General features: G+C 63.2%; 24 protein-coding genes. 17 read left to right on the top strand and 7 right to left on the bottom strand.

Going from position 1 to position 24,549, the window contains the following annotated elements:
• Positions 1-203 precede the first annotated feature (203 nt).
• Genes LWF01_RS19025 through LWF01_RS19040 form a run of 4 tightly spaced genes read left to right on the top strand, consistent with a single transcriptional unit; the run spans position 204 to position 4,430 of the window.
• Positions 204-1,181: a glucosyl-3-phosphoglycerate synthase gene (locus tag LWF01_RS19025; protein WP_349638944.1), complete on the top strand. Its 978-nt coding sequence runs from the start codon at positions 204-206 to the stop codon at positions 1,179-1,181.
• Positions 1,178-2,392, top strand: coding sequence for a glycosyltransferase (locus LWF01_RS19030; protein WP_349638945.1), 1,215 nt, complete (start codon positions 1,178-1,180; stop codon positions 2,390-2,392). Before LWF01_RS19025 ends, LWF01_RS19030 begins: the two co-directional genes overlap by 4 nt.
• The gene (locus tag LWF01_RS19035; protein ID WP_349638946.1) at positions 2,386-3,345 is read left to right on the top strand and encodes a Gfo/Idh/MocA family protein; all 960 of its coding nucleotides are present in this window, start codon (positions 2,386-2,388) and stop codon (positions 3,343-3,345) included. The genes LWF01_RS19030 and LWF01_RS19035 overlap by 7 nt, the downstream gene beginning before the upstream one ends.
• Positions 3,342-4,430, top strand: a complete 1,089-nt coding sequence (locus LWF01_RS19040) for a zinc-binding dehydrogenase (RefSeq protein WP_349638947.1) — start codon at positions 3,342-3,344, stop codon at positions 4,428-4,430. Before LWF01_RS19035 ends, LWF01_RS19040 begins: the two co-directional genes overlap by 4 nt.
• Positions 4,431-4,582: 152 nt before the next feature.
• On the opposite strand, the gene LWF01_RS19045 is transcribed toward LWF01_RS19040, so the two are convergent.
• A complete protein-coding gene (locus LWF01_RS19045; protein WP_349638948.1) occupies positions 4,583-5,857 on the bottom strand; it encodes a DUF2254 domain-containing protein in 1,275 nt (424 codons plus the stop codon).
• A 92-nt stretch (positions 5,858-5,949) separates the two neighbouring features.
• Between LWF01_RS19045 and LWF01_RS19050 the strand changes: the two genes are divergently transcribed.
• Entirely contained in the window at positions 5,950-6,300 is a 351-nt protein-coding gene (locus LWF01_RS19050) for a hypothetical protein (protein ID WP_349638949.1), read from the top strand.
• A 7-nt stretch (positions 6,301-6,307) separates the two neighbouring features.
• Here LWF01_RS19050 and LWF01_RS19055 read toward each other — a convergent pair whose 3' ends face one another.
• The 5 genes from LWF01_RS19055 to LWF01_RS19075 form a co-directional block, all read right to left on the bottom strand.
• A complete protein-coding gene (locus LWF01_RS19055; RefSeq protein ID WP_349638950.1) occupies positions 6,308-6,712 on the bottom strand; it encodes a VOC family protein in 405 nt (134 codons plus the stop codon).
• A gap of 31 nt (positions 6,713-6,743) precedes the next feature.
• Positions 6,744-7,172 carry a type II toxin-antitoxin system VapC family toxin gene (locus LWF01_RS19060; RefSeq protein WP_349638951.1) on the bottom strand — a complete coding sequence of 143 codons (429 nt, stop codon included), beginning with the start codon at positions 7,170-7,172 and terminating at the stop codon, positions 6,744-6,746.
• Entirely contained in the window at positions 7,172-7,447 is a 276-nt protein-coding gene (locus LWF01_RS19065) for a ribbon-helix-helix protein, CopG family (protein WP_349638952.1), read from the bottom strand. Before LWF01_RS19065 ends, LWF01_RS19060 begins: the two co-directional genes overlap by 1 nt.
• 61 nt (positions 7,448-7,508) lie before the next feature.
• Positions 7,509-8,321, bottom strand: coding sequence for an MBL fold metallo-hydrolase (locus LWF01_RS19070; protein WP_349638953.1), 813 nt, complete (start codon positions 8,319-8,321; stop codon positions 7,509-7,511).
• Positions 8,322-8,355: 34 nt separating this feature from the next.
• Entirely contained in the window at positions 8,356-10,497 is a 2,142-nt protein-coding gene (locus LWF01_RS19075; RefSeq protein WP_349638954.1) for a penicillin-binding transpeptidase domain-containing protein, read from the bottom strand.
• Positions 10,498-10,620: 123 nt separating this feature from the next.
• Here LWF01_RS19075 and LWF01_RS19080 point away from each other — a divergent pair, with 123 nt between their 5' ends.
• From LWF01_RS19080 to LWF01_RS19115, 8 genes are all read left to right on the top strand, one after another.
• The gene (locus LWF01_RS19080; RefSeq protein ID WP_349638955.1) at positions 10,621-10,776 is read left to right on the top strand and encodes a hypothetical protein; all 156 of its coding nucleotides are present in this window, start codon (positions 10,621-10,623) and stop codon (positions 10,774-10,776) included.
• Positions 10,757-11,329, top strand: a complete 573-nt coding sequence (locus LWF01_RS19085) for an aspartate/glutamate racemase family protein (RefSeq protein ID WP_349638956.1) — start codon at positions 10,757-10,759, stop codon at positions 11,327-11,329. The genes LWF01_RS19080 and LWF01_RS19085 overlap by 20 nt, the downstream gene beginning before the upstream one ends.
• 45 nt (positions 11,330-11,374) lie before the next feature.
• On the top strand, positions 11,375-12,058 hold the full coding sequence (locus LWF01_RS19090) for a maleylpyruvate isomerase N-terminal domain-containing protein (RefSeq protein ID WP_349638957.1): 684 nt from the start codon (positions 11,375-11,377) through the stop codon (positions 12,056-12,058).
• 122 nt (positions 12,059-12,180) lie between these two features.
• Complete coding sequence (locus LWF01_RS19095) at positions 12,181-13,815, top strand: hypothetical protein (protein WP_349638958.1); 1,635 nt, start codon at positions 12,181-12,183, stop codon at positions 13,813-13,815.
• 205 nt (positions 13,816-14,020) lie between these two features.
• The gene (gene dnaK / locus LWF01_RS19100; protein ID WP_349638959.1) at positions 14,021-15,913 is read left to right on the top strand and encodes a molecular chaperone DnaK; all 1,893 of its coding nucleotides are present in this window, start codon (positions 14,021-14,023) and stop codon (positions 15,911-15,913) included.
• Complete coding sequence (locus LWF01_RS19105; RefSeq protein WP_349638960.1) at positions 15,913-16,686, top strand: nucleotide exchange factor GrpE; 774 nt, start codon at positions 15,913-15,915, stop codon at positions 16,684-16,686. The genes dnaK and LWF01_RS19105 overlap by 1 nt, the downstream gene beginning before the upstream one ends.
• Positions 16,687-16,772: 86 nt before the next feature.
• Complete coding sequence (locus LWF01_RS19110; RefSeq protein WP_349638961.1) at positions 16,773-17,780, top strand: DnaJ C-terminal domain-containing protein; 1,008 nt, start codon at positions 16,773-16,775, stop codon at positions 17,778-17,780.
• A 31-nt stretch (positions 17,781-17,811) separates the two neighbouring features.
• Positions 17,812-18,240 (top strand): heat shock protein transcriptional repressor HspR, encoded by a 429-nt coding sequence (locus tag LWF01_RS19115; RefSeq protein WP_349638962.1) that lies wholly within the window; start codon positions 17,812-17,814, stop codon positions 18,238-18,240.
• 207 nt (positions 18,241-18,447) lie between these two features.
• Here the strand turns inward: LWF01_RS19115 and LWF01_RS19120 are convergent, their stop codons facing one another.
• The gene (locus LWF01_RS19120) at positions 18,448-19,509 is read right to left on the bottom strand and encodes an LCP family protein (RefSeq protein ID WP_349640963.1); all 1,062 of its coding nucleotides are present in this window, start codon (positions 19,507-19,509) and stop codon (positions 18,448-18,450) included.
• A gap of 539 nt (positions 19,510-20,048) precedes the next feature.
• Here LWF01_RS19120 and LWF01_RS19130 point away from each other — a divergent pair.
• The 4 genes from LWF01_RS19130 (at position 20,049) to LWF01_RS19145 (ending at position 24,541) form a co-directional block, all read left to right on the top strand.
• Positions 20,049-20,798, top strand: coding sequence for a WecB/TagA/CpsF family glycosyltransferase (locus LWF01_RS19130; protein ID WP_349638963.1), 750 nt, complete (start codon positions 20,049-20,051; stop codon positions 20,796-20,798).
• Positions 20,799-21,030: 232 nt separating this feature from the next.
• On the top strand, positions 21,031-22,182 hold the full coding sequence (locus tag LWF01_RS19135; RefSeq protein WP_349638964.1) for a glycosyltransferase family 4 protein: 1,152 nt from the start codon (positions 21,031-21,033) through the stop codon (positions 22,180-22,182).
• Entirely contained in the window at positions 22,182-23,273 is a 1,092-nt protein-coding gene (locus LWF01_RS19140; RefSeq protein WP_349638965.1) for a glycosyltransferase, read from the top strand. The genes LWF01_RS19135 and LWF01_RS19140 overlap by 1 nt, the downstream gene beginning before the upstream one ends.
• Entirely contained in the window at positions 23,270-24,541 is a 1,272-nt protein-coding gene (locus tag LWF01_RS19145; RefSeq protein WP_349638966.1) for a polysaccharide biosynthesis protein, read from the top strand. The genes LWF01_RS19140 and LWF01_RS19145 overlap by 4 nt, the downstream gene beginning before the upstream one ends.
• The last annotated feature ends 8 nt before the right edge of the window (positions 24,542-24,549 follow it).

Raw genomic sequence — 24,549 nt, forward strand, 5'->3', positions numbered from 1 at the left:
TGTTCATTCTAAATCTTGATGTCCTTGCTTCGCAAGCGTTCTGTAGACGGCACCCGTATGCGGTGCTAGCGTGACGTTCACTAAAAATCTGTTCGTATGCTCGCTCGAAATACGGACAGTCCCTGCGCCTGAAGCAACCGGGCGTAACGCTCGGCCCCTGGTGGCCGCGGCATTCTAACGTTTCAACCGGCTGGGGGAGTGACGTGCAAACTGACGTAGGGGCTTGGTTTCGGCGGCGGACATCATCGAGCGGCCAATGGCATAGACGTGAACTTGTCGAGAACAAGAATGGTCGGCGGATCAGTGTCGTCCTGCCGGCCCACAACGAGGCCGCCACAGTTGGTGCGATCGTGTCGCTGCTGCGCAGTGAACTGATGGAGAAAGTCCCGTTGATCGACGAACTCGTCGTAATCGACTCGGGCTCCAGTGATGACACGGCACTCGTGGCTGAACGGGCCGGGGCCCGCGTCTTCCGGCAAGACCAAATTCTGCCGGGGCTAGAGGACGTGCCCGGCAAAGGCGAGGCCCTGTGGAAGTCGCTGCTGGTCACCGACGGCGACATCGTGGCGTTCATTGACGCGGATTTGCGGTCGTTCGACGAGCAGTTCGCTGTGGGGCTACTCGGGCCGCTGCTCGCCGATGAGTCCGTGCAATTCGTCAAGGCCTTCTACGATCGTCCGTTGGTCACTGCGGAGACGGTGCTGCCGGCTGGTGGTGGGCGGGTCACCGAGTTGGTGGCACGCCCGCTGCTGAATTTGCATTGGCCCGTTCTGTCCAGGATCGTGCAGCCGCTGGCGGGCGAGTACGCGGCGAGGCGTTCCCTACTCGAACAGTTGAGTTTTGTGTCGGGCTACGGCGTCGAAGTAGGCATGTTGATCGACGTCGTCGAGTCCGTCGGCCTGGACACGATGGCGCAGGTCGATCTTGGCCGCCGCGAGCACCGCAATTCCGGTGATGCCGCACTGGGCCGGATGGCTGCCCATATCCAGCTCGCTGTCCTCTCGCGTCTGCAACGTTACGGCCGAATCCTGCTGACCGACGAGCCGGCCACGTTGCTCACCCAGTTCTGCCGAGAAGGTGACTCGCTCCGTCCCCGCATCAGCGAGGTCGGCATCGCCGAACGTCCGCCGATGATCTCTCTTGAGGAGTATCGACAGTGGATGGCTCGGGAGATGACATGAGTTTGACCGTACTGATGAACGCCGGCCCGTGGTTGCCGGTGCCGCCGCAGGGATATGGCGGTATCGAGAACGTCGTGGCCACGCTGGTCCCGGAGCTGCGAAAAGCCGGCGTCCGGGTGGTCCTGGCCACGGTTGGTCCCAGCACGCTTGAGGCCGACGAGTACATTCGTCCCTTGACTGAGCCCCGGTTCAGTTCGATCGCCGCCCCGTACAACCAGTCGTCCGGGATTGCCCACGCTCATATGCAGGCGGTGGTCGCCTACCTGCGTGACAATCCCGGCATAGATCTAGTGCATGACCATCTCGAGGTCGTGGGTCCGGCGGTGTTATCGGCGATGGGGGAGGCCGCGCCGCCGACGTTGCAAACGCTGCACTGGGATCTGGGGAAGCATGCTGATTTCTACTCTGCTTTCGACGGCTATGGACGGATCGGATTCGCGGCGGTCTCCCAATCGCAATTGGACCGTGCGCCCGCTGCGTTACGAGCTCAGACTCTCGGGGTCGTTCCTCTCGCAGTTCCGCCACATCAGGCCCTGGACATCGAACGCGGCGAACACGCCATCGTGTTGGCCCGGATCACGCGCGACAAAGGGCAGGATGTCGCCGCTCGCGTTTGTTTGAGGGCCGGTGTCCCGTTGATTCTTGCCGGGCCGGTGGCCGGGGTGAACGATCCGGAAGAGTTGAATCGTCGGGTGGCAGACGGCGACACGGCGCTCGCCAGTCATCCGGACGTTCGCTTTTACTTCGACCACGTTGCTCCGCTTATCGATGACGACCGAGTCCGCTGGGTGGGTGGGGTGTCCGGGACGGCCAAGGAGCGCCTCCTGCAGTCCGCCCGGTTGATGCTGACCCCGAATCAATGGGCCGAACCAGGGGCGACCGGCGTCGTCGAAGCGCTCGCTCGTGGCGTGCCTGTGGTCGGAACGCCACGCGGAGTGCTGCCTGCCCTGGTCGAACACGGCGTGACCGGCTTCCTGGCCGAAGAGGAGGACGGTCTTGTCCACTGCGTACAGTCGATCGACAGCATCGATCCGCAGGCCTGCCGCGCCGCAGCAGCCCCATGGCAGCCGCAGGAAATGGCCCGGCAATATATCGAGCTGTACGAGAAGTTGTTGGCCGGAGCCCAGGCCCCGCCTCGGCGGTCCGTGCAGTCTGGCAGTGCGCGGCCACAGGACGAACCGTTGACTACCGCAGAGGAGAGTTCATGCTGACTCGAGTTGCCATCGTGGGAGCCGGGTCGGTCGCGAGGCGGCATGCCGAGGTGCTCGCTGGACTTGGAAACGTGGACGTGGTCGCAGTCGCGGATCCGGTTCCGGAGGCGGCGCAAAAGCTGGCATTGGACTGCGACGCACCGTGGTTCGGCTCCGCCGACGAGGCACTCGACTCGGTGGACGCGGACGCCGTCTATATCTGCGTTCCGCCATTTGCGCACGGCCCGGGGGAGGATGCGGCATTGAGCCGGGGCCTGCCGATCTTCGTAGAGAAACCACTCGCTGCGGATCTCCATACCGCCGAGCGTTTGGCCGCGCGCGTTGAGTCTGCAGGACTCGTGACCGGAACCGGGTATCACTGGCGCTGCATGGACACCATGGCGCAGGCACGCGATCTGCTCTCCGAGGCGCCCGCGCTGATGGCCTCCGGGTATTGGTTGGACAAACGTCCGCCGGTGCCGTGGTGGGGTCGGTTGGATCGGTCCGGTGGTCAGGTGGTGGAACAGCTGACCCACGTACTGGATGTGGCGCGGGTGCTTCTCGGCGAAGCCGTGGACGTCTCAGCTATGGGCGTGCCGTCCGAGACTGGCGACCCCGGTGACGTGGACGAGGGCACGGTGGCGACGGTGAAATTCACCTCGGGCGCAGTCGCTGCCTTCACCGCTACCTCTTTGCTTGCTGCCAAGCATCGCGCCGCGTTGCACACGGTGAGCCGGGGCCTGGTGCTGGAGGTTTCCGAGGAATCGCTGATTGTGGATGACGGCAAGAGCCGACGGGAACAATACCCGGCGGAGGATCCACGAATCACGGTTGATCGCGAGTTCGTGGCGGCGGTCAGGGGTGAACGCGAGGGCACCCGCGCTCCCTATGCGGATGTCTTGCGCACCCACAGGCTTGCCTGCGCAGTCGCCGAGTCCGCGGCAACCGGACGCAGGGTCACGGTGCAGCCATGATCCGCAGGAATCTCGTCGTCCATTCGCCTGGCCAGGTGGAACTCGTCGAAGAGGTGCTGCCGGAGCTGCCGGCAGGTGGTGTCCTGTTGCAGACCGAAGCCACCGGGCTCTCGGCGGGAACCGAGCTGACGTTCGTGAAGGGCGACCATCCGGCTTTGCGCTCCAGTCTGGATCCGGAGTTGGGCCTGTTCGTGGCAACCGCGGACGGCGCCGGATATCCCGTGCGCAGGCTGGGCTACATGGAGGTTGCCCGGGTTGCCGAAACCCGTACGGATGCCTTCGCCGTGGGTGACCTGGTGGCGACGAGTTATGGGCATGCCACGGCGCATGTGGCCGATCCGCGCCGGGAGCACCTCGTCGCGCTGCCGCCAGACCTCGATCCGCTGCTCGGCGTGTATGTCGCGCACGTCGGGCCGATCTGCGCCAATGGTTTGCTGCACGCCGCCGCCGACGCAAATCGCGGTCCCGTCACCTCGCTGTCCGATGGCGTCGACGGGCGCCGGGTGCTAGTGACCGGTGCCGGGCTGATCGGCCTGTTGACCGCGCTTTTCGCTGCCGAGCACGGGGCCGCCGAGGTCGCTGTCGTCGACGCCGACCCACGTCGTCGCGAGATCGCGACCCGCCTTGGCCTGCTTGCGCTCGATGTCGAGCCGGACCCGGCGCTGACCTGCAAGACCCGGTGGCGGCACGGCCCGGGGGATCACGGTGCGGACGTCGTGTTTCAGTGCCGCGGCCGACCCGAAGCGTTGTCGATCGCACTCCGCGCAGTGCGTCCGCAGGGGACGGTCATCGATCTCGCTTTCTACACGGCGGCCGCGGATGTGGTCTGGCTCGGCGAAGAGTTCCACCACAATGGGCTGACCCTGCAATCGGCCCAGATCGGGCGAGTTCCGCGGGGTCTTTCGGCCACCTGGGACCGGCATCGCCTATCAACGGAGACCATTCGCCTGCTGCGACGACGTGGCAGCGATATCCGCAAACATCTGATCACCGACGTGCGTCCGCTCGACGAGGCGCCGGCGCTGTTGGGCGATATCGCCGCCCGCCGCGCGCATGTGCTGTCCGCGGTCTTCACCGTCCCCTGACCGGTGCTGGGCTCGGGACGCGTAACGGTCCGGTTTCCTGGGCTCGGGACGCGTAACGGTCCGGTTTCTGCTTCAAGTCCGGTTACATAGACCCCGGTCTTGGTCACTTTACGGACCGTTTGGCGCCGTGCGCCGGGCCGAATCGACTGCCCTTACTGCTGCTTCGAGGTAGGGGTCAGCAGATCGGCGGCGGACCCAAGTCCGGAAGGGTCGGGTACCTGCGTCATCCGACGATCGGCTTTCGTCGGGGCGGCTGCCGAAGACAGGTCTCCCAACAGCTCCAATTGGTGCTCCAGGTCAGGTCGGCGTTCCTCGGGCACAACGGTTAGCAGATCGTCGAGCGCGGAACGCAGACGCCGGACCACCTGTGGTGACGCAGCACCGGCCTGCCGGAGCTCGTCGAATGCGAGCCGGACGTATCCGCCCCATTGCATCGTTGGCGCCAGCAACCGGAGCGTGCCGTCTGCGTCGTGGTGCTCACCGGAGTGCAGCGGGCGGCGGGCCAGCTGGCGCATGATGTCGTGCAGCCGGTCAATGGCCTGCACGGTTGTCGTCGGATCCTCGAACGGTCCGGACGACAGTGAACGGATGGCGATGTCGACCAGCATGCGGAGGCCATAGGCGACGTCCTGATTCAAGGTGCGCTCGGGGCCGATCGCTATCGACGCGGTAACCGCCCTGGCTGAGAGAACGGCCGGTTCGCCGGCGACGCGGACGAGAGCCGCCCCGGTGGGCACGAAATCCCCGACGGCCCACAGCAGCTCCAGTCGACAGCCTGATTTTCTGGCGAGATCCACCAGACGATCGTGGTCCACCTCGAACACGACTCCGCTGTGCGGGGTGGTGATCAAGCTGGGATCGAGGGGTTGCTGAGGCCCGTGATCCGGGTATACGCGATCAAGTGACTTCATCGTGTCCTCGGACACCCATCCTGTCAGCGCCGCGACGCGCAGTGATTGCGCGATGTGGTTGAGGTACCAGATCAGTGTCCCGATGCAGCCGACGACCAAGACGATGGCAATCAGAACTGCGAGTCCGGGCACCGATCCACCATCCGCGGTAGTTCGGACTTTTCGCATCGCCAGCATTGCGAATGCGAAGGTTGCAGCGAAGAGCCCGATGGCCGATTGGCTCGGCCGGTCCTGGAGGATCTGCCGGACGATCCGCGGCGAGAACGTTCCCATCGCTAGTTGCACGGCAACCACGAGCAGGGACAGCAGTAGGCCGGTCAGGGTCAGCATGGCGAAAGCGATCAGATAGAGAATCTGCATTGCGGCGGTCGGATCGCCGGTGATGCTCTGCGGGATCAGGCTGCCGTTGTCTATGGCGGTCGCGATCAGCGAAAGGATGACCCCGCCTAGGACGAACAACAGTGGCAGGAACCACAAGCTGGTTTTCAGGTAGTGCCCTATTCGGAAACGTTTCATAGTTGCTCATGCTGCACCCGACCGACGCGTCTTGCAACGAAGAGCGAGCCTTTCGGACGATTCGCGCCTCGACGTGCCATAGATTGGTGCCCATGATCCACGTGTCGGAACAGAGCACCGAGTACCGGCCGCAGGCCGAGCGACGCTCGCCGTGGTGGGGTGTGCTGATCGCGGTTGTCGGGCTAGCCATTCTGGCGCTGCCGATCTTCTGGCTCGCAATGGTTGCGGCAGTAGGTTTCAGCGGCTGCTTCCTCGAGTGCTCCACGCCCGAGCCGCTCACCGGTTGGCTGGCGGCAAGCGCGGCATTCGTATTGCTGTGTGCTCCGTTCCTGCTGGCCGCGGCGATCGTGCGCAGGAACTACAGGATGATGTGGATCGTCGTGGCACCGGTTGCGGTTCTCCTTGGCCTCGGCGTGTACGGCTACCTGAGCGGCGCGCTGTAACTGACGCTTATCTCTGGTCCCGGCGAAGTGGGTGGTCGTCCGGAACTTCGACCAGCACGATCCGCAGACCGTCGGGGTCGCTGACCCACATTTCGACCAGGCCCCACGCCTCAAGCTTCGGTGGCCGGACTATCTCGACTCCGGCGTCGCGAAGCCGCCGGTGTTCGGCTGCAACGTCCCTGACCTGCACCCAGAGCGCGAGATTTGCTGACACGGCGCTTTCGCGCCCCGACGCGCTTTCGCCGCGCCCCGAGACCTCGAGCAGCCCGTTGCCGAGGAAGAACACCAGAGCCGGATCGTTCCGGTCACCGAATTCGCGGTAGATCGCCAGGCCGAGTTGGTCCCGGTAGAAAACCCGGCTGCGCTCCGGATCGGTCGGCCGGATCAGAATCCGGCTACTCAGGGCATCCACAGGTCGAGCATGCGCCGGTCAGCGAAGTGAGTCAACGAGCGCCGGCCTCGGTCGGCACCACCGCCCTGAGGTCGTTTGCCATTGAGGCTGCGATCAGTCTCTGGTCGTAGGCAATCAGTGCGTCTGCGTCAACCAGGATCGCCGAGGCCAGGTGTAGTGCATCCAGACTGCGCAGCACCGGAGGGTTGAGCCTACGGGCGAGGGAGACTACCTCCGCTGTGATCGGCTTCTCGAGCATTCCCGATAGCGCTGTTTCAACCAAATCAGCAGAATCGGCCATCTTCGCTGTGCCAGCGCGTGCTGTGCGGATAGCCCTTGAGACTTCGACCCAGGCGAGCGACGAAGTGATCAGCGCAGCGCCCTCCTGCGAGTAGTTCCTCAGCTGCAGATTTAGCGCGTCTGACTCGGGTTCGAGAAAGACTCGTTTGAGCAATGCGCTGCTGTCGACATACACCCGCATTAGAAGCGCTCGTCGCGCTCGAGAAGGTCGACGGTGTTCGTACCTTCGGGAAGGCGGACAAGCTCATCGAGTTCACGAAATTTTGTGCGTGCGGGCAGCACTCCGAGAACAGTCATCGCCACTTCCACCGGGCTTTCAGGCGCAGCAGCTTCGCGTAGACCCAGGTAGCGATCAACTGCCTGGCGAATCAGTTCCTGTTGGGACTCTCCGCTGGCCGCAGCCCTCGCCCTGAGTGCCTCTTCAGCGTCTGGGCGCAAACGCAAATTCGTAGCCATACCGCTAATGGTACCAATGTCGGTACTAGAAGAGTCGAACAAGCTCGAAAAGGTGTCGAGGCTAATTTTCCGGCGGGTAGTCTCCGGCCAACGCTCGGATGTAGCGCTCGGCCGAGCGCTGCACGATCGCGTCGCCATCCTTAGGCACCAGGGTGTCCCACCACGCGCCGAGGATCCGCTCGAACCGGTACGGCCGTAGCTTGTCGGCGATGGTGCGCACCTCACGTTCGGCGAGCGGGATCAGGTTCGGGTACGAGTACATGAACGACACGTGATTCCGGTCGGGGATGACCTGGACGATGTCGCCGGACAGCAGAGTGCCCGCGTCCCTTTCCACGTGGAGGGCAGTGCCGCCGGCGAAATGTCCGCCGAGGCGCAGCAGGGTGAGGCCGTCGCCGAGATCGCGTTCTTCGCCGTCCCACAGTTCTATCGCGGGATCCGGACGCATGATCCAGCGGGAGTCGTCGGCGTGCAGCAGGACCGGGCAATCGAAAATGTGCGCCCATTCGACCATGGTCGAGTAGTAGTGCGGATGCGAAATTGCGATTGCGGAGAGACCGCCGGCGGCTTTGACGGCGGCAATACCGTCATCGTCGATCAGGGTCTGACAGTCCCACATCAGCACCCGGTCGCCATGAGGCACCAGGAGCGCTCGCTGGCCGATGGCGAATCTCGGCGCTGCGGCAATCCCGGTCAGACCCGCGTCCAGGCGGATCTCGCTGCGATGCCCGGCCCGCAACTCCTCGAGGGTGGTCCACCGCTGCCCGGCAACCGGAACGTACTGCCTGGCATCCTCACAGACCGGACATTCGGCTGGAGGCTTGACCGATGGAGGGAACTGGACGCCACAGGTTGCGCAGATGAAGCAGGACATATCCCGGAGCCTACTTAGGTGCAGCCGACCGCATTCAGCCGGCCAGATTCTTAAGGAATTTTTCGGCCACCGGCACCGCGGTCTCCGCGCCGAAACCGCCGTCTTCGACCAGGACGGCGAAGGCAATATCGTCCTGGAAGCCTGCGAACCACGCGTGGGTGCGCGGTGGAACCTCGGAGCCGTATTCCGCGGTTCCGGTCTTGCCGTAGACGGGGCCGCCCGGCGCATCGGCCAATGCGGAGGCGGTTCCATCTTCTACCGTCTCGCGCATCATCTTCCTGATCGCGTCGAGGCGCTCCGGGTCGGGCTTCGATCCGGCGTCCTCGGTACCCGAAGATCCGGGAATGAGTACCGGAGATACCCGGCTGCCGGCTGCTATCGAGGCGGCCATCGTGGCCACTCCGAGCGGGCTGGAAAGCACTTTGCCCTGACCAATCATGGACGCGGCGTGCTCAACCTCGTCGTCCACGACTGGCACGCTGGCACCGAAGGCACTGGCGCCGATCTTGAGGTCTTCCTGCATACCCAGCGCTGCTGCAGCCGCGCTGATCTGTTTGGCGCTGACTTTGCTGGCGCTGTTCACGAAGGCCGTGTTGCAGGACTCGGCGAAGTCTTCGGCAAATGTGACGTCGCCCAGCACGTGGTTCTCCGCGTTCTTGAAGCTCTTGCCATTGACCGTTGTGGTCTTCGGGCACGCGATCGTGTCACCCGGGGAGACGCCGGCGTCGAGCAAGGCCAGTGATGAGGCGATCTTGAACACCGAACCGGGGGGATACTTTCCGTGCAACGCCCGGTTGTAGCCGGCGCCGTCCTTGCCGCCATTGGCGACTGCGACGATCTCGCCGCTGTCCACCCGGATCGCGACCAGCGCGGCCGGATTCTTCGCTGCGCCCAACGCCTTGTCCGCGGCGTCCTGGATATCGATGTCGATTGTCGTGGACACGGCGGTTCCGTCGTCCGGCTCGGAACTGAAGAGCCTGACCGGATCGGCGGTCGCTTCGCCATCTGTTGGCGTTGTGGCATCAGCTTCCGCCTGCTGGTCGGACGGCGCGGTCGGCACGGCATCGATCTGGAAACCGTCGGTGCCGCTCAGCTGGTCGTTGAACTCGGCCTGGAGCCCGGAACGTCCGACCAGGTCGCCCGCCACAACTTTTCCCTGCGATTTCTCGACGTCTTCGGCGCTGGCTTGGCCGACGGATCCAAGCAACGCCGGGGCGAAGTCGCGATGCCGTGACAGGGGTCGGGTCTCCTCACGGAAGACGGTCCCCGGCAGTGGCTGCAGTTCGGAGGCAACCTTGTCGTAGTCGGTCCGGCGCAGCGTGATGACGTCCACGAAGGCGTGTTCCGAGGCGGAATCGACCCGCTTCTTGAGAGCTGCTGCGTCGACCTCGGTGAGTTTGGCGACCTTATCCACCAGCTTGTCCAGATTCTCTGCTCGCGCCGACTCGATGCCGACGACCACGACGTCGCCCTCGGCCACGAGCTCCTCATCGTCCGCGCCGAGGATGGGAGCGCGTTTCGCCGGCAGGGCTGTGACCTCCAGTTTGGCGCCGTCGGTTAGCTGAGGATGGATAAGTGCGGGAGCGAAGTCGGCTAACCATTTGCCATCGACTTCGTGCAAGTCGAGCGTCGTCGGGTAGGCCCAAGCTGCCGGAGAGGCAGCGCCGTCGCTCGGCCCTTCCGAGGGCATACCGTTCGTCGGTGTGGGTGCCTCGGTCGTTGCTGTGGCGCCGTCGGTGGCGGATTCCTCTGCCGTGGGTTCCGCTGCTGCGGGTTCCTCTGCTGCGGCCGAAAAGTCCCAGGTTACGTCGAGGATGGCCTGGGCGCTGTCGCCGTCGACGGTCACCGAACGGACGCTGACCGAGTTCGGGTGGTCGACGCCAGCGGCCGTCTTCAGTGGCTCAATCAGTTCTCCGTAGACCTTTTCGACGTCTGTGCCTTGCCAGGGAGCGGCACTCAGCTTTCCGCCGGCCCAGCCCTCCGCCACCTGCGCCGCCGTGGCCCGGACTTTGTCTTCAGTATTCGGAGCAGCCCAGAAGCGAAGGTAGCCGACCACTCCGAGAGAGAGCACGACGACCGCGGCAACGACCGCCGTGATCAGCTTCCACCGACCATTCGGTCGATTACGCTTCCGTCGCTGATCCGCGCGGCGATCACTACCGGGTCTGTTCTGCATGGGACTAAGTGAACCAAGTCACTTGCTCGAAAGTCCAAGCCACTCGCCGCGGCGCGACGTTCCCGGGTTGAACCGTTATGTTGCCGGTGCTATCCCGATCCGCACTGATGGCAGGATTTAGGCATGACGACGACCTCAATGCGTGTGATCGGGATGCTCGGCGGAATGAGCTGGGAGTCCAGCGCACAGTACTACCGGCTGGCCAACGAACTTGTCCGCGAGCGTCTGGGTGGTCTGCACTCGGCCCAAGTGCCTGTTGTTGTCGGTCGACTTCGATGAGATCGAAAAGCTACAGGTTGCCGGCCGGTGGGATGACGCCGGACAGCTACTGGCCCGGGCGGCGGCTCGACTGGAGGCTGGTGGCGCGGATCTGCTCGTGCTCTGCACCAACACGATGCACAAGGTCGCCGACCAGGTGCAGGCGGCGATCGACATTCCGCTGTTGCACCTTGGAGACGCGACGGCGCAGGCTGTCAGCCGAGCCGGGCTGGTCACGGTCGGCCTGCTCGGCACGGCGTTCACCATGGAACAGGACTTCTATCGGGAACGACTCGCCAGCCATGGGCTCTCGGTGATCGTGCCGCCCGAGGACGATAGGTCAGAGGTCCACCGAATCATTTATGACGAACTCTGTCGTGGGGTTATCCGGGAGGAGTCGCGGCAGATCTATCGTGACGTGATCGCCCGGCTTGCCGAAGCTGGTGCTGAGGGAGCCGTGCTGGGGTGCACGGAGATTGAGTTGCTGATCTCGGAAGCTGACAGCGCGATCCCGATCTTCCCAACCACCCGGCTGCACGTGGAAGCCGCGGTGGACGCCGCCCTGGCAATTTAGAGTTCGTTGCTGGCGCCGACTGGATGATTTGGGCATGATGTCGGGGTGGAAGCCTTTTCGGTAGAGCACGATCGCGCCCGAGCCATTTTTCGTGAGCAGCTGAAGCAGTTCGTCACCACGTGCAGCGGCCTGTCCGATCGCGATCTGCTGGTTACAAGCCGGTGTCATGGCTGGGCAGTGCTCGATGTTGTCACCCATGTTCGGGCTGGTCTCGAGGAGATGCTCGGCGGCTTCGTGGCCCCGACTAATCGGGCAGCCAATCGCGATGCCGCGTCTTACTGGGGCGAGTTTCCGCCCGGCAACGGTGGCGACGGAGTGGATGGAATTCTCTGGACCAGACGTACCGCCTCGGCATACCGCCGTCCGTCCGGCGCAACCGATCATCTGCAGGCGGCCGCCAGTGCGGTGGCACGGGCGGCCGACGGCCTAGCCGAAGGAGCGATCGAGTCCCAGGGTTACGTACTGCGCAGCGGCGACTTCCTCGCGACCTGGGCTGTGGAACTTGCCATCCACCACCTGGACATGATGCAAGAGCTGCAGATCGAGGGGCCGACTCCTCGGTCGCTTGAGCTCACCAGGGCGACGATCTCAGCTCTCCTCGAGGCCGAGCTGCCGACATCCTGGGACGACACCACGTGTGTTCTGCTGGGCACCGGACGAGAAGCCCCGAAAGCAAAGCAGGCGGCGGAGTTGGATCGGCTTGGCCTCAGCCTCCCGGTTCTTGGCTGAAGAACAGGAGACACCAGACACGAAGGGACGATCTTCCGCATTGGCTTCTCGGGCGCCACGAGCTGTGCTGCAGGGCGGCTCAGGTCGTTGAGGGCAGTTACTCTTCCAGATAGCCTCAGTTCATGTCCGCCTCGTCACTGACCGGCCTATCACCCAAAGAAATTCTTGCCGTTCTCGATGGATCGATCGCGAAAGACCCGTTCTGGAAGCTCAGCCGGGCCCCGCAACGCCAATTGCTATCGACAATCGACCACACTCGCCTCCGCGAAATGTACACCGTTACGGCGGAGAACTTGCCCTATGCGAATATCGACTGGCTTGACACAACAGGAGTCGCGATGCAATGGGGTGCCCGATATGGGGCAAGAGCAATCGATACGACCGCTCCGCTTCCAAATCCGGCATGGGGCAAGCGACTTGTGAAGAAAGCCTTCCGATATCAACGGATCGAAAAGGCGCTCTGGAAGACTCACCACTATGGATACGAACTGCAAGCTGACGAAGACCACGTCGTGTTGACGGCGCCGGCGGACCCTTCTCCGGAAGCATTCGATCTCGCGTTCAATCAGCGTGCCTGGGATGTCGATGACAGCATCGTGTTGGATCCCACCTTCGTGGATTCCTTGGCCTCCATCTCCGAACGTGTCTTGCCGATGCGTTTACGTCACGACCCAACAAACAAGGCAGATCTTTGGAAGAAACTCGTACCGGTGTACATCAGCACGGTGATGAAGACGAGGCCCTTCAAGTTTCACCTGCTCAGAGAAGACCGTGAATTCAATGGGGTGAGCATTCGGGACTACTGCAACGTCTGGCATGTTTTATACGCACATGCATTCGCGCATCAATACTCCGCGCTGCAACTCGCCTACATCCCAGTGCATTGTCTTTCGGATCGTATCGCTACCATCGTCGACGCGGTCCGGCACTATTACCCTGAGACCAGCCCGGAGAAAGCAGCTTCCGCGCTACTCAACATCGCCTATGACCCTGAGCGTGACCCTAGCCAACTTGCGGCTAAGGATCACGGATTGTGGCCAGTCGTTAGGGAGGACTCGGACCGCATCTTAATTCCGTTGGCTACAGTTCTGGACAACCGGGTTGAACGAGTACTCCTCCGACTTGGCGCGCGGCAACCAGAAGAGTTCGGACCGGTGGGACGGGATCTAGATATCGCCAAAGACCTGGCGACCATCATCTGCAATGCTGTGCGGGATTCCCTGCTCGTCGCACCGGCGGTTAGGATGACTGACTCGCGTGGACGGGCTCGGGGTGATCTCGACGTTGTCGCTTTTTCACCGTCTACGAACATGGGATTGATCGTGGAGGTGGGCGGAGGAATCCGTCCAGCTTCGGGACAGGAGTTTCTCGGTACTATCTCCGGGATTCTAAAGAAGGCAGAAGAACAGGTTCCGCGGACCCGCGAGGCCCTTGCAGCAGAGGACACCGTGGTTGATTGGCCATCCGATTGGCCCGACATGAGCCGGGTGAAGTGGACATGGGCGATCTCCGGACAAAACTATCTCGGGTTGGAAGGAATCGCAGAGGCGCGTGAGGTCCTTCGGTCATCTGATCTTTTCGAGATTTCAACCAACATCGTGGAGTTCGTTGGTGAGCATCAAACTCTCTCGGAACTAATCTCATCCGTGCGCGACCCTCTTGTGCCAGAAGTGAAGCGGGGGAAGGAGACAATCAAGTTCGGCCAGTACACCTTTACGATTGACGGCCTTGTGGCCAAGGCTCACGCGCCTCTTTAGCTGTCGCGAAGTTTCGCTTCGATGGCGGGCATCCGAGCTACAGCTTGTATCTGCCAGCAGCCTCCCCGAAGCCAGCCGGGAACAAAACCCGCCTCCGGAGAGTTGAGTCACGTAGACGCAAGTTTGATCAGCCTGGATTTGACAATGTCAGATCCCTGAGCAGACTTGAGTACAGAAAGCTCAACTTCTCTCTAGGAGGAAACAGATGGCACGTGCAGTAGGTATCGACCTGGGAACCACCAACTCTGTGGTTTCGGTTCTTGAAGGTGGCGAGCCGACGGTTATCGCCAACGCAGAAGGTGGCCGGACCACGCCGTCCGTCGTTGCTTTCTCCAAGTCGGGCGAGGGGCTGGTCGGCGAAATCGCCAAGCGCCAGGCCGTAACCAACGTTGATCGCACCATTACATCGGTCAAGCGCCACATCGGCAGCGACTGGCATGTTGAGATCGATGACAAGAAGTACAGCGCGCAGGAAATCTCAGCGCGAATCCTGCAGAAGCTGAAGACTGACGCCGAGTCGTACCTCGGTGAAGAAGTCACCGACGCCGTGGTGACAGTTCCGGCATACTTCGGCGATGCCGAGCGCCAGGCCACCAAGGACGCCGGTGAGATCGCCGGCCTCAACGTGCTCCGCATCATCAACGAGCCGACTGCGGCCGCGCTGGCATACGGCCTGGAAAAGGGCAAGGAAGACGAGCTCATCCTGGTCTTCGACCTCGGTGGCGGTACCTTCGACGTTTCGCTGCTTGAAGTCGGCAAGGATGAAGACGACTTCTCCACCATCCAGGTTCGCGCCACATCCGGTGACAACAAACTAGGCGGCGACGACTGGGATCAGCGCGTTGTCGACTGGCTGCTGCAGCAGGTCCGCTCGAAGACCGGCATCGACCTGTCCAAGGACAAGACGGCCCTTCAGCGACTGAAAGAAGCTTCTGAGCAGGCGAAGAAGGAACTGTCCAGCGCCACCAGCACCAACATTTCGCTGCAGTACCTCTCGGTCAGCGAATCCGGACCCGTCCACCTGGACGAATCCCTGAGCCGTGCGAAGTTCCAGGAGCTCACCAGCGACCTGCTCGACCGCACCAAGGAACCGTTCCACGCCGTGATGCGTGACGCCGGGATCAAGGTGGCTGAAATCGATCACATTGTGCTCGTGGGTGGTTCCACCCGGATGCCTGCCGTCACCGACGTCGTCAAGGAACTGACCGGCGGCAAGGAGCCGAACAAGGGCGTCAACCCGGATGAGGTAGTTGCCATCGGCGCCGCGGTTCAGGCCGGTGTGCTGAAGGGTGAGCGTAAGGACGTTCTGCTGATCGACGTCACACCGCTTTCTCTCGGTCTCGAGACCAAGGGTGGCGTGATGACCAAGCTGATCGAGCGCAACACGGCCATTCCGACCAAGCGCAGCGAGACATTCACCACGGCCGACGACAACCAGCCATCGGTGTCGATTCAGGTATTCCAGGGCGAGCGCGAGTTCACTCGGGACAACAAGCCGCTGGGCACTTTCGAGCTGACCGGCATCGCCCCGGCCCCTCGTGGTGTGCCGCAGATCGAGGTCGCATTCGACATCGACGCCAACGGCATCGTGCACGTATCCGCAACGGACAAGGGCACCGGCAAGGCGCAGTCGATGACGATCACCGGCGGTTCCGCTCTGCCGAAGGAAGATATCGAGCGCATGGTTCGCGAAGCCGAAGAGCACGCGGCCGAGGACAAGACGCGCCGCGAGGAAGCCGACACCCGTAACAACGCGGAACAGCTTGCCTACTCCACCGAGAAAATCGTGAAGGAGAACGAGGACAAGCTGCCTGACGACGTCAAGACTGAGGTCGCCGCCGACGTCGAAGCGCTGAAGGAAGCGCTGAAGGGTGAGGACAACGCAGCGGTGAAGACCGCCTTCGACAAGCTTTCCGAATCGCAGCAGAAGATCGGGCAGGCAATCTACGCCTCGCAGGCAGCCCAGGGCGCGGAAGGTGCTCCGGGAGCCGACGCGGCCGGTGGCACGTCAGCTGGCGGGCCGGCCGACGGGCCAGCAGCCTCGGACGAGGACGTCGTTGACGCCGAAGTTATTGATGAGGACGAGGAGAAGAAGTAATGACAGCATCGGACGCAAACTCCGGCTCTGCGCCAGAAGAGCGCTCCGAGGAGCAGTCGGCACAGTCTCAGTCGCATGTCTTCCGGGACAAGCGGCGAATCGACCCGACGACCGGCGAGGTACGGGACCATCCGGACCAGCCTGCCGAAACCGATCCGGCCGCACAGGCTCCTTCGGCTGGACAGGCCGATCCGGCCGGGCAGGCTCCACCTGCAGGGGGGCAGGCCGAGCCGGCCGACGCCGTCGGAACCCCGCAGGGTGCCGACACCGACGTGCCCGACGACCTTTCGTCGCTGAACGATACTCCTCCCGCTCCGGAGGCGGCGCCCGATCTGGCCGCCGGTGCGGCGGACCCAGCGGCATTGCTGGCAGCCGAACGGCTGGAGGACCTGCAGCGACTTCAGGCCGAGTACACGAACTATCGCAAGCGGGTCGCCCGTGACCGCGACGTTGCGCGGGATGCCGGTGTGATCAGCGTGCTCGAATCGCTGATGCCGGTGCTTGATGAGGTCGAATTGGCTCGCCAGCACGGTGATCTGAACGGCCCGTTCGAGACTCACTCGGAAAAGCTGGTGGCCGCGCTCACCAAGTTCGGCTTCAGCCAGTTCGGCGAACCGGGGGAAGAGTTCGACCCGCAGGTGCACGAAGCACTGATGCAGCAGCCGTCGGCAGATGTCGACGTGATCACCGTGACCCAGGTTCTACAGCCCGGGTACAAGCTCGGCGATCGGGTGCTGCGCGCCGCACGGGTAGCCGTCGCCCAGCCCGAATAGGGCGTGGTCGTGGTCTGGGGAATGTGACAGGCTTGCAACCCCAGACCAGGGCGGCACCCTGACAGATTTAGAGAAAGGAGGCGCCGATGAATACCGGACCCCAGAACGCCTGGTTCGACAAGGATTATTACGCCACTCTCGGCGTTTCCAAGGATGCGTCCGCGGATGAAGTAAAGAAGAGCTATCGCAAGCTGGCCCGGAAGTATCATCCGGATGCCAATCCTGGCGATTCGACCGCCGAGGCCAAGTTCAAGGAACTCGGCGAAGCGTACGCCGTGCTCTCCGACAAAGAAGAGCGCGCGCAGTACGACTCAGTGCGCGCCATGGCTTCCGGCACGCGCTTCTCCGCCGGTTCCGGCGGCGCAAGGGCCGGTGCGGGTGGCGGTGCCGGGTTCGAGGACCTATTCGGCGGACTGTTCCAACCGGAAACCGGTTCGCGGACCTCCAACAGGGGAGACATCCCGCCTGAATTCGCGGACCTGTTCGACATCGGCGGGTACGGCAGCGGTGGTCGCACGGCCGGATTCTCCACCGGCCCGCGCAAGGGCGGCGACATAAGCGCCCGCACCACTTTGAACTTCACCGAAGCGATCGAGGGCGCCACGGTCAAACTGAACGGCGCGAGTTCCGGTCCGATCTCCGTTCGTACGCCGATCGGCGTCAAGGACGGCCAGAAGATCCGGCTGCGCGGCAAGGGCCAGCCGTCGCCCAACGGTGGCGAGCCAGGCGACATGCTGCTGACCGTGAACGTCGAACAGCACCCAGTATTCAAGCGGGACGGCGATAACCTTCGCATCGAGGTTCCCGTCACGTTCGATGAGGCAGCGCTCGGAGCCGAAATTCAGGTGCCGGTGCTGAACGGACTGCCGGTTCGGGTCAAGGTGGCACCGGGAACTCCGAGCGGCCGGGTGCTGAGGGTTCGTGGCCGCGGCGTCAAAACCAAGAGTCACACCGGCGATCTGCTGGTGACGGTTGAGGTCGTCGTGCCGAAGAACCTTAGCGCGGATGCTCAGAAGGCGGTCAAGGACTTCCAGACCGCAACCAAGGACGAAGACCCGCGGGTCGATCTGATCCAGCGGGCCAAGAGCAGCTGAATCGAGAAGTGTCCGACAGGGAAGGTGAGCCATGAGGGTTGATGAGAATGCCGCGGTATTCGTGATCTCCGTCGCCGCCGAGCTTGCGGGCATGCACCCGCAGACCCTGCGGCAGTACGACCGGCTAGGCCTGGTATCGCCCAATCGCACGGCAGGACGTGGGCGCCGGTACTCTGCGCGTGACATCGCCCGGCTGCGCGAAGTACAGCGACTGAGCCAGGACGAGGGTGTCAATCTGGCCGGTATCAAACGCATTATGGAACTGGAGCATCAGGTCGAGGCAATGCAGTCCCGCGCCGCGGAGCTCGCCGCGCAGCTCGACGAGCTACGGGTCAGAGGCGATTCCGGGCGTCGGGTGTTCGCCGCGGGGCTCGCCGGAGACGTGGTCTCGCTGGCTCGAGGCACCCGCCCCTCGGCTCGTCCGGGATCCTTGATGGTGTGGCGGCCCGGCCGCGGCTAAAGAGGTAGCAGATGTAGGCGGCACAGAAGTCGGACAGTCCTGCCGCTGCGAAGCCAGCGATCTGGCAGGCGAGAATCTGGCTGGCGCCAGTGGGGCCGCCACATTTGCAGAGGCTGACTCACCAGCAACCGGACCAATCTCAGAATGCGAGCGGAATCTGGAGCTGTCGGCAGCCTAGTGGCTGCATTTGTCCTGGCCCTCGGCTCTCTATCCGGCGTTTGCCGCGTACTCTTCCATCGTGTCGTCCTTGAGCGCCTTGCGAAGGTCGTCCATCCCGCCATCATCGACCTTGACGATCGATGCCTTGCCGGCTCGCCCGGTGCCGTCGTTCGGAGCCTGCAGGAAGTGAATGTTCGCCGGGCGCACATTGCGCAGATCCCAGCCGAGCCCAGCCATGGTTGACGGATCGAAGCCCTTGTCGACGGTGAGATAGGGCGCCACGGTGGAGACCAGGTCGTTGATCTTTCCCGGACTGGTCAGGGTGTCGCCGCTGAGTGCCGTTTTCATCAGTCCCCTGAGGAACGCCTGCTGATTTCGTACCCGCTGAAAGTCGCCGTCCTTGAAGGACTTGCGTTCACGCACGAACGCCAGAGCTTCTTCGCCGCTGAGTTTCTGCGTTCCCGCCGTGAAGTCGAATCCTGCGGAACTGAAGCTTTCCTCGACATCAACTTCGACACCGCCGAGTGAGTCCGTCAGCTCGGCGAAGCCCTCGAAGTCGATCATCGCAACGTGATCGATCCTGGTATCGGTGAAGTTCTCGACGGTCTGAGCCGCAAGCGGCAGACCGCCGAACGCCAGCGCGGAATTGATCTTGTTCTTGCCGTGCCCCGGAATCGGAACCCACAGATCGCGCGGGAATGACACCGCGTATGCATTCTGGCGTGCCGAATCGATATGCACCAGCATCATCACGTCCGAGCGCTGCCCGGTTACCTTCTCGCCCGAATCCTCGGGACGCTTGTCAGAGCCGAGGAAGAGGATGTTCTTCGAGCCGACCTTGCTCGCCTCCGGCCGATCCTTGGAATCCGGCAGGACGTTCTCGACATAGGTAGCTTTTTCCGACACGCTGCGGGACAGATTCCACAGGTATCCGCCGACGATTGCCAGGCCGACCAGGATCAGCGCCACAAATATCGCCACCGCGACCCAGAAGTTTCGCCGCTTCTTTCTGCGGTTACGCTCTCGCCAGTCATCGGCCGGCGGATTGTCGGCCGATCCGTCGACGAGTTCGTCGAACGTGGCCTGGTCTGGGCGGGTACGAGGAGTCACCCGATAACAATAGCTGAGCTGGTCTGACCGAAGGTGACAGTTGCGAAACAAGCTACGGCTGACGACCTGCTGTCCTTTGCAGGAGCCGTCAGGTGATTGGTTTAGAGGAGACGTCCGTGCGGTCCACGGACAGGCGCAAATCGAGTCCGTGGTGAGCGTCGCGCGCTCGTCGGACGTGTTCTGACTTCCGCGGCCCGAGTGCAACACGACGCCCGGTTGAACGTGCCCGTGCGCCATCCTCAGGGCGTCACAGATCAGCTCGGTGCGTATGTGGACGGCGATCGACCAGTCCGCCACCATCCGGTTTTGCGGGTCGATCGCGATGGCCAGGTAGAGCCACCTTCCCCGGCGCGCAAGTACGTGATGTCGTGAGGCAAGACTCACTCCTTCGCACCCCTGCCTGGGCCCGTCGACGCGCATCGCCCAGAGCAAGCAAGTATGCTGGTGCCGCTCAGCTGACCAGTGGTCCTGGTCGCGCGTCAGACGATGCATGCCCGGGACCGACGATGCGCCCCGACGAGGGGCAAGGAGAAGATTCCGTGGCCACAACCCGAGGACGCTTCCTAGGACTCCCGCTGGACCGACTGACCATGACGGAGTCCATTCGAGCCTGCGAAGAGGCGATCGCGCGCCGAGGTGAGGTCCACTCAGATCTGAACGCGGCCAATGTTCTCCTGGCATTGGACGATGCCGATATGCGGACCGCGATCGAGACGAGCGAGATAGTCAACGCCGACGGGCAGTCCGTGCTCTGGGCCACTCGTTTCCTTGGAGTCCCGGTCCCGGAGCGGGTCTCCGGGATCGACCTGATGCTGCAGTTGGTAGAGAAGGCGTCGGAGAAGAATTACACTGTCTACCTGCTGGGGGCTTCGCCGAAGGTAAATGCCAAGGTGCGTGAGATCTTCCAGGTGCGAGGCGTTCATGTCGTGGGCGCTCGCGACGGGTACTGGTCCACTGCGGAGGAGGCGGCCGTCGTTTCGGACATCGCCGATTCCACACCGGATCTCCTCTTCCTCGCCATGCCGAGTCCGAAGAAGGAGGCGTTCGTGCTCGCTCACCGGGCACAGCTGAACACCGGCCTGGCCTTCGGTGTTGGTGGTTCCTTCGATGTTGTTGCGGGCCTCACGAAGCGTGCGCCGCGGATCCTCCAGAAGCTCGGCCTCGAATGGTTCTTCCGCATGGTCCAGGAGCCTCGAAGACTGCTTAAGCGCTACCTCGTGGGAAATGTACGGTTCACTTGGATCGTCGTGAAGAGTCGCTTCTCCCGGAGGGCGGCAAGATCCTCTTGAGAACGACCGGCCTCCACAACTATTCACTGCTGATCACTGAGAAGGACCGGGGAGCGACCTGAAGCGTGCGCCTATCGTCTACGGAACGCGGCCCGAAGCAATCAAGATGGCGCCGATCGTACGAGAGTTGCGCACCAGCACCAATATCAGCAAGCAGGCGGCGACGGACGGCATCTGATCCGGTGATCTGGCCGCCGACAGCCACTACGCGAGCGGAAAGTAGGATTGCTTCGTGCTCAGACGCAAACAGTATTCACGAGTCATCATCCATCAGTTTGACCCGGAATCCCCGGTCCCCGGTGGGGTCGACACGTGCATACGCGACCTCCTGGACCGCGCGCCAGAGGGCGAGAGGATCCTCGTGATCGGCGTCAGCCGCACCCGTCCGCTGCATCGGCGCGTCACTCTCGAAAGCTTTCGGCGGCCGATCGATTTCATTCCCGTCTCGAGAGCTAACCCAGGGGATCAGGTCCGCTTCATCCCGCATTCGATCCGTGTCGCGCTCGGGTCTCTGCTTCCGCTCGCGTGGGGATCGACGAGACGAAGCGTCGTGCAGATTCACCGTGTGGAGGCCGGGTTGGTGACCCGTCTTTTCCCCTCCCGACGACGTGTCTACTTTGTGCACACCAACACGGCCGCGTCGCTCGAGTCGCACAGTGACAGCTTCTGGCGGAAGGCGCCACGCGCCTTCCGCCTGCTGGAACGAGCTGTACTCAGAAGCGCAGACCTCACCGTCGTCTTCAACAAAGAGAGCGCAGCAGGCTATGCCGCCGATGGATACCTCGTCAAACACATGCGCACCTGGTACAACGAGGAGCTCTATCATCCGCTTCTCGACGCCGAGAACCGGAGCTCTACATCACCTACCGTCCTCTGGGTGGGTCGCCTGGAGGCTCCCAAGGATCCGCTGCTCGCAATCGACGCCTTCGCCACGCTTAAGCGTGATTCACCACGATCTTGGCGCTGTCTCGTCGTCGGCGACGGCACGCTCCGAGACGATATGATGCATCGAATCTCGGCGCACTGCCTGGAAGGATCTGTGGAGTTGACCGGCGCAGTATCCCGTTCAAAGGTGGCCGAGCTGATGCGTGATGCGGATGTCTTGCTGATGACCTCACGTTTCGAGGGGTCGCCGCGGGTGATGTACGAGGCGATGGGCAGCGCACTTCCCGTCGTCGCCTCCGTCGAGGCTGACCCCGACTTCGCGATCCAGCATTCGAAGAATGGCATTCGGATCACCGGCCGGGAGGCCGGCGATTTCGCCAAAGCGATTGACCAGGCTATGGGGCTCCCTCGCGACGATGTCTACGAGTCGGTGCGAGCGCAGGCGGCTTCGACGATGGTGGCTGAGGTCTGGGACGCGACCAAGGGAGAGCCGAGCTGATGGCCGAGATCAGTGGACTCCGTATCGCGATCCTCCTTCCATCTCTTCATGGTGGCGGCGCCGAGTTCGTGGCAGTTCAGTGGGGCCGCTACCTCGCGAATCGCGGTGCGGCCGTCACCTTCCTCACCACCCACGCGCGGAAGGAGCAGCGAAGCGAGCACCTGCCCGGTGGCTGGTTCGGTGGACGGATCCTCGCCCTCCGCAACCGGCTGAGGGCACGCGAGTTCGACGTCGTGCTCGCACTGGCCCCGCATTGGAATCTGATCGCGCTTCTCGCGTCGAGGATGCTGCCGGGCCGACCGACGATCGCCATCAGCGGCCGAACGATCGAAACGGGCGCGCGACGCGCGGGGAACAACAAGGCGATCGAACTCGCACTCGCGAGGATCTGGTATCGTTTCGCCGACGCGTTCATCGCGATCTCGCATGCGTCAGGTGCCGAAGCCCAAACCATGTTCTCCGTGCCCACCGATCGTCTATGGGTGGTGCCCAACCCGGCGATGGGGAAGGTCTCGCGTCGCTCGCTCTCTTCCGAGACCGACGTCAGCGACTCGGGGACGCTTCACATCGTCGTCCCCGGGCGGCTGACGCCGAGCAAGCGGCCTTCGCTCGCGATCCAGGTGGCCCAGCAGTGTGCGAAGACGAGCGGGCGACCGGTGTATCTGCACTTCTTCGGATCAGGTCGTGAGGAGGAGAAAGCCCGCGCCGCTGTCCCCGATGACCTCACAACGATCTTCCACGGGTGGGTGGAAAACTGGTTCGACCACGTGCCCCCGGGTGCAGTCGTGCTCCTTCCATCGCAGGTGGAGGGTTTCGCGAACGTCCTCGTCGAGGCGGCGGCGATGGGTGTGCCATCGGTCGCATCCTCCCGAGCCCTCGGAGTGAGCGACGCGATCGTTCCGGGGATCACCGGCCAGCTCGCGCTCTCGGACGCTCCTTCGGACTACGCACATGCGGTCCTTGCCGCGGAAAGCATACGCCCCGGCGCCGAAATCGATCACTGGCTCGACCGCTTCAGCGCGCAGTCAAGCGGGGAGTGTCTAGAGCAGGCGATCATGACTGCAGTCGCCCGTCGAGACGCGGAGCGATGAGTTCTCCTAAGTCCGCAGACCTGCGCACTGCGGCCGCCGCGGTCGTCGCGATGCTTCCGGGGTTCCTCTTCCCGTTCATCCTCACCTTGGCGAAGCCGGCCTCTGTCAGTGACAGCATCATGCTGGCCCTCTCGATCGTCACGACGCTTACTTCTGCCGTCGGCACGGCGATCGAGCTGAACACCGTGAGCGAGTTCGGTCGGCAGCTCTCCGACGGCCGAATGCCGTCCACAAGCGCGATGGTGTCCTACCGACGCCGCGTCTACGTCTTCGGTCTCCTCACTACCGGCATCGTCGGCCCCTTGCTCGCCCTCCTCTATGCGGTTGGTAGTGATCGTTCGACCGATTTCCTCATTGTCTGCGGTTTGATGCTCGGGGTTTCCGTCATCACAGTCTTCTCCTCCGTGCAATCCGGGATCCTCATCGCGCACGGAGAGGCCGGTTACGCCGTCGCGTTGCAGTTCCTCCGGCCGACGCTCCCCTCGATCCTCATCATCGCCTGGCCGGCGATGCCTCTGCTCCTGCTGCCGCTCGCCTTCGTCCTCGGTGAAGCCGTGCGCTATGGACTGCTCAGCTGGAAACGCAACAGGATCTTGAGCGGGTACCTTGCCAACCGTGATGAGAAGCTCGAAAGCCGCGGCATGCTCTGGCAGTCGTTCTCGGCCGGCATGTCCCAAGGGGCGCCTATCATCGATCGGGTATTCCTGAACGCCGGGCCGACAGGTTCCATCTCGATGTACGAGCTGGCCGACAAGCTCTACTTCGCGGCGGCTCAGTTCCTCAACTACGGGTTCCTCGTGCGTCGTGTCGGGCGGTGGAGCCGCATCCCGACCATGACGCAGCAGGACGCTCGAAAGTTGCTCCGAAAGGATCTGACAGTTGTGTTGGGGGCCGCAGCGGTCATAGCCGTGGTGGGGATCACCGCGGCATCCGTCCTCCAGCTGCTTCCCCTCCCCAGCATCTGGTCTCAGAGTCTGTCCTGGGCCATGGTGCTGTTCGCGTCGGCGCCCCTCACCATGTGGATCATGTCAGCGTCGCGACTCATCGTCATCGCGCGTCGGCAGCGCCTTCTCCCATGGCTGTCGGCTCTGACCCTCGCCACCAACCTCGTGCTGGATATCATCTTCTTTTCGCTCTGGGGGGTGTTCGGGATCGTGCTCGCGACTCTCGGTCTGCGCGTGTGCTCCGCTATTGTCTACGCGATCGTCCTCTGGCGAATCCTCCCGTCCATGACCGCGCCACTTGCGGGACAAGTTTCGAGCGGTTAGGCGAACAT

Origin of the sequence: Saxibacter everestensis (assembly GCF_025787225.1) — a bacterium.
Classification (GTDB): Bacteria; Actinomycetota; Actinomycetes; order Actinomycetales; family Brevibacteriaceae; genus Saxibacter; species Saxibacter everestensis.

Coding starts and splice junctions, on each gene's coding strand:
- LWF01_RS19075 (WP_349638954.1), bottom strand. CDS start 10,497: ATGCAGAACAGACCCGGTAGTGATCGCCGCGCGGATCAGCGACGGAAG.
- LWF01_RS19095 (WP_349638958.1), top strand. CDS start 12,181: ATGTCCGCCTCGTCACTGACCGGCCTATCACCCAAAGAAATTCTTGCC.
- LWF01_RS19065 (WP_349638952.1), bottom strand. CDS start 7,447: ATGGCTACGAATTTGCGTTTGCGCCCAGACGCTGAAGAGGCACTCAGG.
- LWF01_RS19145 (WP_349638966.1), top strand. CDS start 23,270: ATGAGTTCTCCTAAGTCCGCAGACCTGCGCACTGCGGCCGCCGCGGTC.
- LWF01_RS19060 (WP_349638951.1), bottom strand. CDS start 7,172: ATGCGGGTGTATGTCGACAGCAGCGCATTGCTCAAACGAGTCTTTCTC.
- LWF01_RS19045 (WP_349638948.1), bottom strand. CDS start 5,857: ATGAAACGTTTCCGAATAGGGCACTACCTGAAAACCAGCTTGTGGTTC.
- LWF01_RS19080 (WP_349638955.1), top strand. CDS start 10,621: ATGACGACGACCTCAATGCGTGTGATCGGGATGCTCGGCGGAATGAGC.
- LWF01_RS19115 (WP_349638962.1), top strand. CDS start 17,812: ATGAGGGTTGATGAGAATGCCGCGGTATTCGTGATCTCCGTCGCCGCC.
- LWF01_RS19070 (WP_349638953.1), bottom strand. CDS start 8,321: ATGTCCTGCTTCATCTGCGCAACCTGTGGCGTCCAGTTCCCTCCATCG.
- LWF01_RS19035 (WP_349638946.1), top strand. CDS start 2,386: ATGCTGACTCGAGTTGCCATCGTGGGAGCCGGGTCGGTCGCGAGGCGG.
- LWF01_RS19110 (WP_349638961.1), top strand. CDS start 16,773: ATGAATACCGGACCCCAGAACGCCTGGTTCGACAAGGATTATTACGCC.
- LWF01_RS19030 (WP_349638945.1), top strand. CDS start 1,178: ATGAGTTTGACCGTACTGATGAACGCCGGCCCGTGGTTGCCGGTGCCG.
- LWF01_RS19105 (WP_349638960.1), top strand. CDS start 15,913: ATGACAGCATCGGACGCAAACTCCGGCTCTGCGCCAGAAGAGCGCTCC.
- LWF01_RS19050 (WP_349638949.1), top strand. CDS start 5,950: ATGATCCACGTGTCGGAACAGAGCACCGAGTACCGGCCGCAGGCCGAG.
- LWF01_RS19040 (WP_349638947.1), top strand. CDS start 3,342: ATGATCCGCAGGAATCTCGTCGTCCATTCGCCTGGCCAGGTGGAACTC.
- dnaK (WP_349638959.1), top strand. CDS start 14,021: ATGGCACGTGCAGTAGGTATCGACCTGGGAACCACCAACTCTGTGGTT.
- LWF01_RS19140 (WP_349638965.1), top strand. CDS start 22,182: ATGGCCGAGATCAGTGGACTCCGTATCGCGATCCTCCTTCCATCTCTT.